Origin of the sequence: Rhodocytophaga rosea (assembly GCF_010119975.1) — a bacterium.
Lineage (GTDB): Bacteria > Bacteroidota > Bacteroidia > Cytophagales > 172606-1 > Rhodocytophaga > Rhodocytophaga rosea.
Genome location: NZ_CP048222.1, coordinates 6745531 through 6758009, shown reverse-complemented (window position 1 = coordinate 6758009; position 12479 = coordinate 6745531). Strand labels below are relative to the sequence as shown.

The 12479-nt window shown below is 37.4% G+C and carries 15 protein-coding genes; 10 read left to right on the top strand and 5 right to left on the bottom strand.

Features of this window, described 5'->3' with window-relative positions; genetic code table 11:
• Window positions 1–65: 65 nt before the first annotated feature.
• From GXP67_RS27895 to pdeM, 3 genes are all read right to left on the bottom strand, one after another.
• Entirely contained in the window at window positions 66–983 is a 918-nt protein-coding gene (locus GXP67_RS27895; RefSeq protein ID WP_162446167.1) for a hypothetical protein, read from the bottom strand.
• 1 nt (window position 984) lies between these two features.
• Window positions 985–1524: an RNA polymerase sigma factor gene (locus GXP67_RS27890; RefSeq protein ID WP_162446166.1), complete on the bottom strand. Its 540-nt coding sequence runs from the start codon at window positions 1522–1524 to the stop codon at window positions 985–987.
• Window positions 1525–1789: 265 nt separating this feature from the next.
• The gene (pdeM, locus tag GXP67_RS27885) at window positions 1790–2461 is read right to left on the bottom strand and encodes a ligase-associated DNA damage response endonuclease PdeM (protein ID WP_162446165.1); all 672 of its coding nucleotides are present in this window, start codon (window positions 2459–2461) and stop codon (window positions 1790–1792) included.
• A 461-nt stretch (window positions 2462–2922) separates the two neighbouring features.
• On the opposite strand from pdeM, the gene GXP67_RS27880 reads away from it, so the two are divergent.
• From GXP67_RS27880 to GXP67_RS27845, 9 genes are all read left to right on the top strand, one after another.
• Window positions 2923–3378 (top strand): DUF2147 domain-containing protein, encoded by a 456-nt coding sequence (locus GXP67_RS27880; protein WP_162446164.1) that lies wholly within the window; start codon window positions 2923–2925, stop codon window positions 3376–3378.
• A gap of 358 nt (window positions 3379–3736) precedes the next feature.
• On the top strand, window positions 3737–4177 hold the full coding sequence (locus tag GXP67_RS27875) for a hypothetical protein (protein WP_197901576.1): 441 nt from the start codon (window positions 3737–3739) through the stop codon (window positions 4175–4177).
• A 5-nt stretch (window positions 4178–4182) separates the two neighbouring features.
• On the top strand, window positions 4183–5274 hold the full coding sequence (locus tag GXP67_RS27870) for a toxic anion resistance protein (RefSeq protein WP_162446163.1): 1092 nt from the start codon (window positions 4183–4185) through the stop codon (window positions 5272–5274).
• Window positions 5274–5450, top strand: a complete 177-nt coding sequence (locus tag GXP67_RS37110) for a hypothetical protein (RefSeq protein WP_197901575.1) — start codon at window positions 5274–5276, stop codon at window positions 5448–5450. Before GXP67_RS27870 ends, GXP67_RS37110 begins: the two co-directional genes overlap by 1 nt.
• On the top strand, window positions 5447–6298 hold the full coding sequence (locus tag GXP67_RS27865) for a hypothetical protein (protein ID WP_162446162.1): 852 nt from the start codon (window positions 5447–5449) through the stop codon (window positions 6296–6298). The genes GXP67_RS37110 and GXP67_RS27865 overlap by 4 nt, the downstream gene beginning before the upstream one ends.
• 350 nt (window positions 6299–6648) lie before the next feature.
• The gene (locus GXP67_RS27860; protein ID WP_162446161.1) at window positions 6649–6972 is read left to right on the top strand and encodes an ArsR/SmtB family transcription factor; all 324 of its coding nucleotides are present in this window, start codon (window positions 6649–6651) and stop codon (window positions 6970–6972) included.
• A gap of 6 nt (window positions 6973–6978) precedes the next feature.
• Window positions 6979–7470: an SRPBCC family protein gene (locus GXP67_RS27855; RefSeq protein ID WP_162448081.1), complete on the top strand. Its 492-nt coding sequence runs from the start codon at window positions 6979–6981 to the stop codon at window positions 7468–7470.
• Entirely contained in the window at window positions 7454–7840 is a 387-nt protein-coding gene (locus GXP67_RS27850) for a DoxX family protein (RefSeq protein WP_162446160.1), read from the top strand. Before GXP67_RS27855 ends, GXP67_RS27850 begins: the two co-directional genes overlap by 17 nt.
• Window positions 7841–7914: 74 nt before the next feature.
• Window positions 7915–8490 (top strand): DUF4256 domain-containing protein, encoded by a 576-nt coding sequence (locus tag GXP67_RS27845; protein ID WP_162446159.1) that lies wholly within the window; start codon window positions 7915–7917, stop codon window positions 8488–8490.
• Between the two features lie 67 nt (window positions 8491–8557).
• Here the strand turns inward: GXP67_RS27845 and GXP67_RS27840 are convergent, their stop codons facing one another.
• Together GXP67_RS27840 and GXP67_RS27835 are read right to left on the bottom strand one after the other, a co-directional pair.
• A complete protein-coding gene (locus GXP67_RS27840; protein WP_162446158.1) occupies window positions 8558–9433 on the bottom strand; it encodes a DUF8464 domain-containing protein in 876 nt (291 codons plus the stop codon).
• A 21-nt stretch (window positions 9434–9454) separates the two neighbouring features.
• A complete protein-coding gene (locus GXP67_RS27835) occupies window positions 9455–11161 on the bottom strand; it encodes an acetate--CoA ligase (RefSeq protein WP_162446157.1) in 1707 nt (568 codons plus the stop codon).
• Window positions 11162–11432: 271 nt separating this feature from the next.
• Between GXP67_RS27835 and GXP67_RS27830 the strand changes: the two genes are divergently transcribed.
• Complete coding sequence (locus GXP67_RS27830; RefSeq protein ID WP_162446156.1) at window positions 11433–12401, top strand: hypothetical protein; 969 nt, start codon at window positions 11433–11435, stop codon at window positions 12399–12401.
• Window positions 12402–12479 lie beyond the last annotated feature (78 nt).

Here is a 12479-nt window from a genome sequence, read left to right as displayed (position 1 = left end):
GAAATTATGAAGATAGAAAGAAGCTCAAAAGATAGAAGTAAAACGAGCATTAGAAGCTTAACTGCTTATTTCTGTTTCATTTCCTTATTATAAGAATCTGCCAGCTGTATCTCCTGTGCATTGGTCACTTTTGGCATGAGCGCTACCTCAGACTGGTTTTTGTTTAACCTGTAATAATTACCTTCATAATATAAATATCTCTGGCTAAAATCAGGCAGATCTATAATATTATATGTTTTCTCAATTCCATATAAACACAACTGACCATCGGCATATTTATACTGGAGCTTCAATTTTGGATTGGTATTATCTATAATAATTAATTTATTATCTACGGCATGTGCAGATGAAGCAATACGTGTTTCAGGCATCACCAGCTCATGTTCTTTTGTTAATTCTTGTTCCTGTAACAATTCAGCTCCTATTTCATCTGACGGAACAACTGGGTGAATGTCAGTCTTTTTAGTAGCAGTTGCTTTTTTTAGTTGAGGTTTAGCAGCTATAGGTTCTGCCACACTTGCATCTGTTGATGTTTCGTCCTGAGTAATATCTGAAGTTATTGTATGTTGTGTATCCTGGGAAGAGGTTGTATATTGAGTTTGCTCTCCAGAATCTGATACTATTTCTGTTTGAACAGCAGCACCTGCTATTTGGGAAGGCTCTAAATCTTTTGCGGGATGATTCAGAAGAAAAAGACCAGCTAATCCTAAAATAGCTATTCCTCCTACTACCATACTGCCAATTGCAAAGCTTCCTGTATTTCCTCTGCCTGTATCACTCACATCAATGCGGTTAAGCCTTTCTTTCAATTCTTGTTTCCGGAAAGCACCGATAGAAGCAATAATATCTTGCTGAAGTTGAAATTCATTCTGAAGCAAAGGATCTTGCCGCATCATTTCTTCAAACTCAGCTCTTTCATTTTCCGGAAGTTCGTTTCTCAGATAAGCTTCTAATCTTTCTGAATAATTAAGGCCGTTGTTCATATTAATCCAAGAAATCGGAGGCTTTGTATTTTGATTTAATTAATTCATCTAATTCTTTCTTGCACTTATACTTTTTAGTTTTAGCTGTATCTGCATTGGCAAAGCCCATTTTCTCAGCAATGTCGTTCATCGACATGTTATCAAAATAATAGTAAGTTAAGATTTTTCTACAAGTATCTCCCAGCTGGTGAATGGACCTGTTAATAATCTCGATTCTCTCTCTTCGGTCAATATCGTTAATTTCCGAGCCATCTTTTTCTTCGCTGCTCAACTTACTTTTGCGTTCGAGTTCTTTTCTCCACAGATTTTGACAAATGCTGTATAAAAAAGTGCTTATCTTAGAAGATAAAATAAGGTTTCCACTCACGGCTTTCTGCCAGAAAACAATGAGTGCATCCTGATATATATCCTTAGCCTCGTCTTCGGTGCCGCTGTTATTGATAACCAATTTGGTCATCATCTTGAAATTCTTCTTGTAAAGGTAATCTAACGCACTCTCATCCCCCTGCTGAATCCTTTCAAGTATCTCACTATCCTTCATTCGTAAAAGCTGAGCTTTAGAGTTTAATACTAATACTTAAAAATTAGTAACCAGTTTTTGCAACACTTCTTTAGTAATTTTGACAAAAAACGAGTTGTGTACCTGGATAACTATCTCAAGTTAACAGATTAAAACGCAATTTACCAAATTAAATACCCCGTCAGAGATATCTATTATGTAAGGTCGCATATTATTTTTTTATTTCTTATACTTTAATTTCTAGCCGTCAGTTTGCTTTTAAAGAAGAAATTAATCAGATAAATACTTATAAAGCGCTTGTAAGCGGGCGAACGAACTGATTGGCAATAACAAATACTGTATCTGCTGTTGCTGGAATGAGAAGTGCTTTCCCGGTAAACGTACTAAAAGCCGGAAGAATGCCATTTTTTTGTCTAAAATAAAAACATGGCAATACTATACTCTGTTTTGCTTTTCCTACCAGGCGGACTGCCGGATGAATATGTCCTGATAAATTATAATAAGTACTATTTTCTTCCAGCGGAATGTGAGAAAATATAAAAGGATGTTCAATTAAAGTATGTTCGTATATTTTTAATGAAGCTGCACTATAAAAAGAATCTTTTAATATATCATGATTGCCTTTTATTAAAGTAAATTCTGTTTGGGAATATTTTTTTCTCCAGGTGGAGAAATCAACAACTGCTTCATTGTAAGTGCTGTGAAATAAATCTCCTAAAATAAGTACCCGGTCTACCGGAAAAGTATTCAAAATAGCATCAAGTGCTTTATAATCTGTTTCACCTGCTATCTGTGGAATGGCAATACCCGCCTTTCTGAAATGATTTATTTTTCCCACGTGTACATCTGCTACAATCAGGGTTTTAGTTTCAGCCCAGTATATAGCTCTTTGGGGTAATAAATGTAAACTTTGACCTAAAAATGAATATATAAATACTCCTGAGACAGATGTTATCAATATCAAATAATGAATTAAATACTTTTAGTAAAAACTTGCTAGAATATAAAATAGTTTTCAGCTTCTGTAAACAGAATTATCTGATCAATTTATAGAGCATTCTGTAATTGATGCAGTAATTAATATATAATACTTCTCTTTTTACTTATCAAAGAAAATAAAAACATCATGTATACAGGTATTTTATATGTTTAGATAGTTTTTTACATGTATTTTATTTTTAATAACTATTTCAGAATAATGGTTGATTTGATTTGATATACTTTTATGATAAAATAATAAAGTAATTACTACGAAACTGTGTATAATTACTATAAAATAGTATCTAATTACCTCTTTTCATTCTACAATATTGTCTTATCATACCAAATAATTGAGCATGAGCAAAAGCATGGCTTAAATGAAAAGATAAAAATATTTGCTTCGCTTATCCGTCCATCAATACAGAATTATTTGATTACATGGTACCTCAACAAAAATATATCTGGCTGCTTTTTTCCGGTTTTTTGCTGCTTTGTCCTGCCTTTATATTTGCCCAAAAAGAGGCAGATGCTGTAGTGGGTGTGTGGTATAATGGCTCTAAAGAAAGTAAGATAGAAATATATAAATGTGATAGCCGCTATTGCGGTAAAATCATCTGGCTGAAAGAGCCGCTTGCAGAAAATGGTAAGCCCAAAATAGATAAAAACAATCCGGATGAGAAACTCAGGACAAGGCTTATTCTTGGCATGAATCTGATGAGAGGCTTTACGTATGATGAAGATAATGTATGGGTAGATGGAGAAATTTATGACCCTAAGAGTGGAAAGACCTATTCCTGTAAAATGACTTTAACTGATAAAAACAACCTGGATGTTCGGGGATTTGTTGGAATTTCAATCATTGGCAGAACTGATTTCTGGACAAGGGCAGAATAGTTTCATTCTCATGGCTATTACTCAGGATTAACGGGAATAATAAATTTTATTAGCGTTAAAGCTTGTTAAGTTAGTGGTTATTTTGGGGTTTTATCAGATGTAAAATAGCTCAGGCCAACCTTTTTCTTCAGATATAAACACTTTTCTCCTTAATTTTTATAGCACAATATGAATATTTACTTATAATTTTCTGTTTACCTCCTAAATTCATTATTATTAACTATGCGCATTAAATCTTAAATCAGAAAAAGCTATAGTCGGATTTGTTCACGAACCGGCTATCATATTTTACTCGTATATTACACGTGTTCTCACGTATATTCGGTTACTAACTACTCATTCTCAAATAAACAGATATATGACAATTTACTTAGCAATATTTATAGCGTTTGTGGCCGGGTATATGTATGGCCATAAAATAAAACCAAACAAGCGTTTGCGAAAAGCTATTAAAGACGTGAATGAAAAAAGTGCGGCTATTTTCGATGCAGGCAACAAAGGTATGTATAAAACGGTGGTTACCGATAATAATAAATCTTCGGAGCTTGTCGTAGAAGTAAAAGAGCTGGCTGTTACCAAAACCGGACTTATAAAGGTACAGTACCTAAACGCCTTTTATAAAAATCCCGAATTCCGGACTAAAAAAGGAGAGGCTTTGCTCACCGAAGTACAAGGTCTGTTAGGAGATTATTTACCAGCTGAAGATATAGAATGGTACGAAACTCCGGATCGGCATTCAAATATTAAAAATTTTGTTAATTATATCAACACTACATATCATAAACATTCAGGAATCTAACTAAAATGGAAAATAATAAAGAACTCACAACGATTGATAATCAGGAATTAGTATTAAAAAAAGCGCAGGAGCTCTCCAAAACGATTGATCCCAGCAAGCCGGAAAGTCTAAGCAACTTTGGTGTAGAAACCCAGCGCAAACTGGGCAATTACTCCAATGAGTTGCTGACAAAGGTAAAGGTAAAAGATTCTGGTGATGCTGGTGAAGCCATTAATGAATTGCTTGCTCAGATCAATATGATCAAAATTGATGAGTCGGAGACTTCAAAAGGCTTTTTCAGCAAGGTTCCTTTCCTTTCGAAAGTAGTAGACAAGTCTAAAAGGATTGCCAGCCAGTATAATTCCATTTCTGAAAATGTAGATGATGTAGTGATTAAGCTTGAAAAAACCCGGCAGAGTGTGATGAAAGATTCTACCAGCCTGGAAGTAATGTTCAAGCAGGCAGTGGAGTACATTTATGAAGTCAGGGCTATTATTGCTGCCGGTAAACTTAAAATTCAGGAAATTGAAACAGATACCATTCCTAAATTGCAGGCTGAAGTAGAAGCCAGTAACCAGGATGAACTGGCGGTACAGCGCCTGAGTGATATGATCGCCTTTAAAGATAAACTGGAAAAAAAGGTGCATGATTTTACCCTTTCCCATACCATTGCCACCCAGTCGATGCCACAAATCCGGATGATCCAGACCACCAATGATGTACTGGCCCAGAAGATTCAGAACTCGATTGCTACTGTAATTCCGGTATGGCGCCAGCAGGTAGCCATTGCTCTGGGTCTCGAAAAACAGCGTAAAGCCCTGGAAATTCAGAAGAAAGTAACGGATACTACCAATGAGATGCTGCTGAAAAATTCCCAGTTACTGAAAACCAATGTTGTAGCTGCTGCTAAAGAAAACGAACGTGGTATTGTAGACATGGATACGCTGAAGAAGGTTAATAAAGATATGGTAGAAACTCTGGATGCGGTTTTGAAAATGTCGGAGGAAGGCAGTAAGAAAAGAGCAGATGCCGTAAAAGAATTAGCTCAGATCCAGGAAGAATTAAATAGTAAGATCATCGGCAGTTTCAGCAAATCGAAAAAAATTGAAAACGAGTAATGAATACTGATAAAAACAAAAAAATACCCCAGGATATCATCCTCACGGCAGAACAGGAAGAAATCCTCGATCTGTATATGAACAACCTGGATAATATATTTGAAGAAATTAAAGAGTCTGAAAAAATGCAGGTAGAAATAGAAACCCTGCACCTGAAACGAATACTTTCTACATGATACAATTTGTGCGTTCCTTATTTGGCCTGAATAAATCGTCTTCTAACAGAAAGGTGGCAGGTGCGGGTTTAAGTTATGATCAGCAGGAGGTAGAATATATTAAAGATTCTAATAACCGCCTGGCTGCGCTGGTTCAGCTACAGAAACGGTACAAAAATACGCCCCATGCAGAAAAGATAAAGTTGGTATATGAGAAGACAAAAAAGATTCAGTGGTTTCTGGTGTCCAAAAAAAGGGTACATGAGTTAGAGTTGTTTCACATTCAGAATACAGATCACTTTATCAGCACCTTCACCCTTATTGTGGATGTATATGAACGGCACCAGGAAATTTCCTACCAGAATTCTGTAGCTGAACCTATAGTCAAGGAAGTTCCAGTCCAGCAAGTTGCCGTAGCCGCTGAAAAAACAGGCTCAAATGGAAGCCGACAAAAAGGCGAACTTTTTGAAATAGCAGAAAGAGTTAAAAATAGGAGCAGGCAATCTACTACTTTATATACAGAAGAGCCTACAGCGCCAGTTCCTACCTTAGCTATCCCCGAGGTATCGATTAACACCATAGCAAAAGTGTTTTATCATAAAGAAGAAGCGCCAGGTAAGCAAACTTCTTTTGAAATAAGTTTTGTATCTACACAGGAGGAAAAAGAAGCATTCCAGCAATATATTTCTTCCAGATTAGGTATCCAGGAAGTACATTATGTAGGCAATGCCAGAATCAATCTATTAGATAATAAAGGCAATATTCAAAAGGAAATGGCACCGGTTTTATACCTGCGGAATTATCTATATGCGCTCACGTTACATGATTACCGCATCTTTCCGGTGAAAATCAACCGGGCGACTTCTTAGAAAAGAAAAAGCATTAATTCTTTACTTCCATTAAAACTAGACACCAAAAACAAGAAATTTAAAATAGCTTTATCCTGGAATAGGTTGACTTTTTTTACATATATCCATAGTCAAGATCACATCTAAGAACGACTCCCCTGCTACTTTTATAATGAAGATGCCAGGCTAATGATCTATAAATCAGGCATACATCATATCCAACCTATTATATTGTTCAGCGAAAAGACACTATCAGCAACAACTGAGCGAGAAAATTAACTGTTAACGATACAAACATTTGTTAATAAAATCGCAAAAAAATTTGCGTAGCTAAATAACTACACTTATATTTGTAGTCAAATAGCTACATAATGAATTTAAGACGAGATGTTTTTCAAGCCATCGCCGACCCCACCAGAAGGACTATCCTACTACTGGTTGCCTCCCAGGCCATGACCGCCGGAGCCATTGCTGCCAACTTTGATACTGCCCGGCCCACCGTTTCAAAACACCTGCAAATCCTCACCGAGTGTATGCTGCTTGAACAGGAACAAAACGGCAGGGAAATCTACTATCACTTAAATCCCAACAAGATGAAAGAAATAGCCGACTTTATCGAGCCCTTCCGCCAGATGTGGGACGATAGGTTTAATACTTTAGAAAGAATCATGAAACAGGAAAAACCAAACAAATAGGATATGATGAAACGTAAAACAAACGTCCATGCCGAAGATGGCAAACAGGATCTGGTGATCACCCGGGAATTTGACCTGCCGCTGGAGTTACTGTTTAAGGCTTATGTAGAACCGCACATTATAGAGCAATGGATGGGAACAAAAGTGCTGAAACTGGAAAATAAAAAGCATGGCAGCTGGGAATTTGAAACCAGCAATCCACAGGGAAACGTGGCATTTGTGGCGCATGGTGTCATTCATGAGTTTAGCCCCAAACAGAAAATCACCCGGACCTTTGAAATGGAGAATGCGCCTTTTGGTGTGCAGCTTGAGTTTCTGGAATTTGAAGCAATCACCAGCGACACCAGCAAACTTACCATGCATATTGTGTATAAATCTGTCGCCCACCGGGACCAGATGCTGCAACTGCCCTTTGCCCAAGGCATCAATATGGCACACAACCGTTTGCAAGATATCGTTAGCCAGTTAACAAAACACAGCTATGACCAGGCGAAATAAAATAATATACTGGGTTGCTACGATCTGGCTTGCCTTAGGCATGCTATCCACTGGAATCGTACAAATCATAAAAAACGAACAAGAAGTGAAAACAATCACACAACTGGGCTATCCTGCCTATTTCCTAACTTTATTGGGTATCTGGAAAATACTGGGCGTGGCGGCAGTGCTTCTTCCTACTTTTCGTTTGCTAAAAGAATGGGCCTATGCCGGCTTTTTCTTCGCCATGTCGGGAGCCATATTTTCGCATATAGCATCGGGAAATTCCCTGACTGAAATATTTCCTTCTTTATTACTGCTGATCCTGACTGTGATATCGTGGTTTTTCAGACCTGTAGATAGAAAGTTTAGTTCGGTTATTCAACAATGAAAAGAAGGTAGTTTTTTGAAGTAAATTCTGGCAATTGCGCCCCTCACACCCATCTAAAGGAGATAATTAAAACTATGAACAATATAACCAGCCATCAAAAAGACTTGTCAACAGAACAATTTTCTGCACTGCTCAGCACATTAAAAGCCCGTTTTGAGAAAAACAGCAATCGCCATACAGGTATCGAATGGGCTAACCTACAAGCAAAGCTGGAAGCCAATCCTGATAAATTAGGGTCACTCCATAAAATGGAAAGTACCGGCGGCGAACCAGATGTAGTTGGGTATGATAAAAGCACAGAGGAATACATTTTTTATGATTGTTCAGCAGAAAGTCCAACAGGCCGCAGAAGTGTATGTTACGACCTCGAAGGTCTGGAATCCAGAAAAGCACATAAACCAGATGATAATGCTGTAGATATGGCAGCCAGCATGGGCATTGAACTTTTGACGGAAGAGCAATACCGGGAATTGCAGAAACTGGGAAAGTTCGACTTAAAAACATCAAGCTGGATAAAAACACCAACTGATATTCGAAAACTCGGTGGCGCTCTCTTTTGCGACCGGCGCTATGGCCATGTATTTGTATATCACAACGGTGCGGAATCATATTATAGTGCCAGGGGTTTCCGTGGCTCACTAAGAGTTTGAATTGGACACAGCCAGCAAAGCAATTCATTGAATTGACATTTGTATTATCTACTTTAAGAATAGATTCTTATCGTACCTGACTGATGCTGCTCCAATATTCATTAAAATCATCATACCCTAAATAAATATAAGAGTGATCAATCACATTGGGGTGAGCATCCATCAGTTTTTTGAAAGCTTTATTGCCTGAAAAATCGTTATCCAGAAAAGCATTTACCCTTTGATAACATAACAATTCAATCAGGGCTTCATCCAGAAAAGAGAGCGAATTGAGAATAAGTGTCGTATGCGTAGGAGAATCCATTTTGTAATATTCCAACGCAGACAAAAAATCCATAAACCCCTCAAACACATTAATCGTAGCAGAGCCGGGAACTGGAATTAAAGTAGAATACTTAGGGCTTGCAGAACCTTTAAAACCCTTATTTCTTAACTCATATCCGCCTTTGCTGTTTTTAAAACCTAAAGCAAAAAATGGCCTGTCGTTAATTGTAAAATCTATTTCTTTCAGATAGGCTGAGGCGATGCCTAAACTGATTTTTCTACTCTGCAAATAGTTTAATAAGGTGGTACTTGTTAGATTTTTAACGCTTACTATCTCAACAGAAGATTTTTTAAGGTCATCATTACTAAACGAAACAGAGGGCAATTTTTCATGTAAGCTACCATTGTCTAAAATCTCAATGGCTTCAGAAAAGGAACATTGATGTAGTAATCTGACTAACCTGATCACATCTCCCCGGATGTCGGTGCTAAAATCATTGAATACATTTTTTTGTGGATGCACATAGAAGGAAGGGGAGTTTTCTGGCTGGAAAGGGGAATAGTATATCAACTGATCACCGCTTGTCTTCTGAGGTTGAATGCCAATACTATTAAGATAGCTTATAATAGGAACTTGCTTTATTCTATTTATCAGATCTTTATTAATCGATTTTCTCATCAACAATGCTACAATTTCATTTTATTGCAAAATGTACTCATGTACTCCTGTTTCTCTTGCCGCCTTCCGTTGTTCTTCTGCTGTCCGTAGTTCAACACGCCTTATTTTGCCGCTAATGGTTTTGGGTAATTCCGGAACGAATTCAATAAGCCTTGGAACTTTATAAGGTGCCAATCGGCCTTTACAATAGGCAAAAATGGTATCTGCCAGCCCCCTGGAAACTATACTACCTGCTGCTAATACAATAAAAGCTTTTACCTCCTGTCCTTTAATCGGATGGGAGCTACCAACAACGGCAGATTCCACAATTTCATCTACTTCCAGCAATACACTTTCAATCTCGAAAGGTCCGATGCGGTAATCAGACGATTTAATTACATCGTCATCTCTGCCGACAAACCAGAAATAGCCATCTTTATCCTTATAAGCTTTATCACCAGTATAATAGAGCCCGTGTCTAAACACTTCGTTTTCCTTTTCCGGATCACCAATATACGATTTAAAAACCCCATTAAACCGTCCGGTATCCATACGAACAGCAATCTGTCCTGTTTCGTAAACAGGTAATTCCCTCCCACCCTCATCTGCAATAATAATATCATACATAAAAGCAGGTTTGCCCATAGAGCCAAATTTTACTTTACTGCCAGGCAAATTGCAAATCATGCAGGTACTTTCTGTCTGCCCATAGCCATCCCTCAACTCAATTCCTATCCCTTCCTTCCATACCTTGATAATTTCAGCATTGAGCGGCTCTCCGGCACTGACACATTCCCGCAAAGAAAACTGATAATCTCCTAAATTTTCCTGCACCAGCAATCGCAGGGCTGTTGGTGGTGCACAAAGTGTGGTAATCTGATAATCCTGAATAATCCGAAGCTGTTTAGCGGCATCAAAGCGCCCTTTTTGTTTATATATAAAAACAGTAGTTCCGAAATTGAGCGGGGCAAACACACAACTCCAGGCAAATTTTGCCCATCCGGGTTGTGAGATATTGTAATGTTTATCACCCTGCCTAAGCCCTATCCAGGCGGCTGTAGTTAAATGTCCTATCGGATAAGTGGCATGTGTATGCACTACTACTTTAGGCATGCCTGTAGTACCGGAGGTAAAAAACCAGAATAGATCGTCGTTTTTCTGCGTGTCTGCCGTATTCGCCTCTTTTTTTTCTCCATTAATTACACTTAGTGATATCCATCCGTTCTGTTCACCATCCAGCAAAAGTTTCACCACAGAGGAGGATTTATACGACAATAAGGCCTGATCCATCTTGGCAACATTATCCCTGTCTGCAATAATGACTTTCGGGGAAGCTTTTTCAAAACGATATATAATATCATCTGCACTTAGGATGCTGGCTGCAGGAATCAAAACAAATCCACCTTTAATAGCTGCTAAATAACTTATCCAAAGTTCTTCATGTAAACCACACATGATAAACACACGGTCTCCTTGCTGCACACCTTTTGCCCTCAAAAAATTAAGCAACTGGTTACACCTGTCCATTTCTTCCCTGTAAGTGAAGGTTACAGGTTGCGGCATATCTTCAGAAACCAGTTCCAGCATGGGCTGGTCAGCATGTACAGGTACGATGAGCGGCTCAAATACATCACGAACCCAATTAAAATTATCTGGAATTTCCATAGAAACGTCAGATAAACTACTGTACCGGCCCTCTTGGATAATTGCCTTCAATCTGGCAAAGCTTTCCTGAAAGTTATTGTTCATAGCAATCCTATTTAGTGAAAGGTGATCTGTATTTATCTATGAATTTAATATTATTTGGCTATGATGCCATTATCCGGCTTTAATCAGATAGGCGCCTTTTTCTCCGATCATGATACAAATTGCATTCATATTGCCGGAAACAATGGCAAGCATGATGAAAGCATTCATTGATCTTAACTTCTAATGCTATAAATATTTAGCAAGTTAAGCTATATTTTCATAGTTACATCTGAGTAGAAATACCTGATTAAGAGTAAGTAAATGTATTCTTATGAAAAAGTATCTTATCCTTTTTGTGCTTGTAAACACCATATTTCATGCGAAGAGCTATGCACAAATTACACCGGCAAAATCAGGTATGTATGAGTTGACTTCAAAGGTGAGTCAGCCTTATGACAGCACCAGGAATTTTCTGGGTACAGATGTAAACCAATATATTGGCCAGGAATTGTATGTGCTCCCTCAAAGTGAAGATTTCAGAAAATATGGCTACAGGGATTTTGTAGTAGACTATAAAAAAACTTTTCCGGATGATAAAACTAACCTTTATAAACTTTACAACAAGAGCACCAAGTATGAAGCAGTAGCAGGCAGGTATTTTAAGGTATTAGATGTATACAAACATCCACATGCAGATCAGGACTATTATCTGGCCGGGAAATTTTTTCTTAAACTTCAAGCTAAAGATACAAAGGAGATACTCTATTATGAGTACGATCCAAAGTATGAAAGCACCTTTCCTTTTCTGGTAATGGGATATTATGAGAAAATGAAGAAAATTAATGTAGGTAAAAATTTTATCCTTAGAGGTAATAATTGGTGGAGTACAGGTAAAACCATAAAAGATTTAGATACCGGAGTGGCAGTAGATTTATCCAAAGGTGATACATGGAAGTGTATTGATTTTATTGTGGATGAAAAATATTATACGACAGAATACCTTCTGGAAAACGAAAACAAAAAACATATTCCTATCCGGATTCAGGATATCAACAATACTAAATATGTATTTGAAGAATCTAAGGCGGCTGCTTACAAAAACAAATATGGTGCAGAAAACTGGAATAAAATTTTAGAAGGGGTAGTTAAAATTGGCTGGGATAAAGAAATGTGCAGATTATCCTGGGGAGAGCCCAAACAGGTGCATGTCATTTTAATCAAAGGCAAAAGAAATGAGCAGTGGGTGTATGAAGATGAAAACTTATATTTTGATAATGATCATCTGGCTGTTATTCATTAATCGCATGTTGTGAAATTGAATAAATATTCCTAACAGATTCTTTTATTTTGCTCTATTCAAAATTCCTAATCAATACGC

Coding starts and splice junctions, on each gene's coding strand:
- GXP67_RS27895 (WP_162446167.1), bottom strand. CDS start 983: ATGAACAACGGCCTTAATTATTCAGAAAGATTAGAAGCTTATCTGAGA.
- GXP67_RS27890 (WP_162446166.1), bottom strand. CDS start 1,524: ATGAAGGATAGTGAGATACTTGAAAGGATTCAGCAGGGGGATGAGAGT.
- GXP67_RS27880 (WP_162446164.1), top strand. CDS start 2,923: ATGGTACCTCAACAAAAATATATCTGGCTGCTTTTTTCCGGTTTTTTG.
- GXP67_RS27875 (WP_197901576.1), top strand. CDS start 3,737: ATGACAATTTACTTAGCAATATTTATAGCGTTTGTGGCCGGGTATATG.
- GXP67_RS27870 (WP_162446163.1), top strand. CDS start 4,183: ATGGAAAATAATAAAGAACTCACAACGATTGATAATCAGGAATTAGTA.
- GXP67_RS37110 (WP_197901575.1), top strand. CDS start 5,274: ATGAATACTGATAAAAACAAAAAAATACCCCAGGATATCATCCTCACG.
- GXP67_RS27865 (WP_162446162.1), top strand. CDS start 5,447: ATGATACAATTTGTGCGTTCCTTATTTGGCCTGAATAAATCGTCTTCT.
- GXP67_RS27860 (WP_162446161.1), top strand. CDS start 6,649: ATGAATTTAAGACGAGATGTTTTTCAAGCCATCGCCGACCCCACCAGA.
- GXP67_RS27855 (WP_162448081.1), top strand. CDS start 6,979: ATGAAACGTAAAACAAACGTCCATGCCGAAGATGGCAAACAGGATCTG.
- GXP67_RS27850 (WP_162446160.1), top strand. CDS start 7,454: ATGACCAGGCGAAATAAAATAATATACTGGGTTGCTACGATCTGGCTT.
- GXP67_RS27845 (WP_162446159.1), top strand. CDS start 7,915: ATGAACAATATAACCAGCCATCAAAAAGACTTGTCAACAGAACAATTT.
- GXP67_RS27840 (WP_162446158.1), bottom strand. CDS start 9,433: ATGAGAAAATCGATTAATAAAGATCTGATAAATAGAATAAAGCAAGTT.
- GXP67_RS27835 (WP_162446157.1), bottom strand. CDS start 11,161: ATGAACAATAACTTTCAGGAAAGCTTTGCCAGATTGAAGGCAATTATC.
- GXP67_RS27830 (WP_162446156.1), top strand. CDS start 11,433: ATGAAAAAGTATCTTATCCTTTTTGTGCTTGTAAACACCATATTTCAT.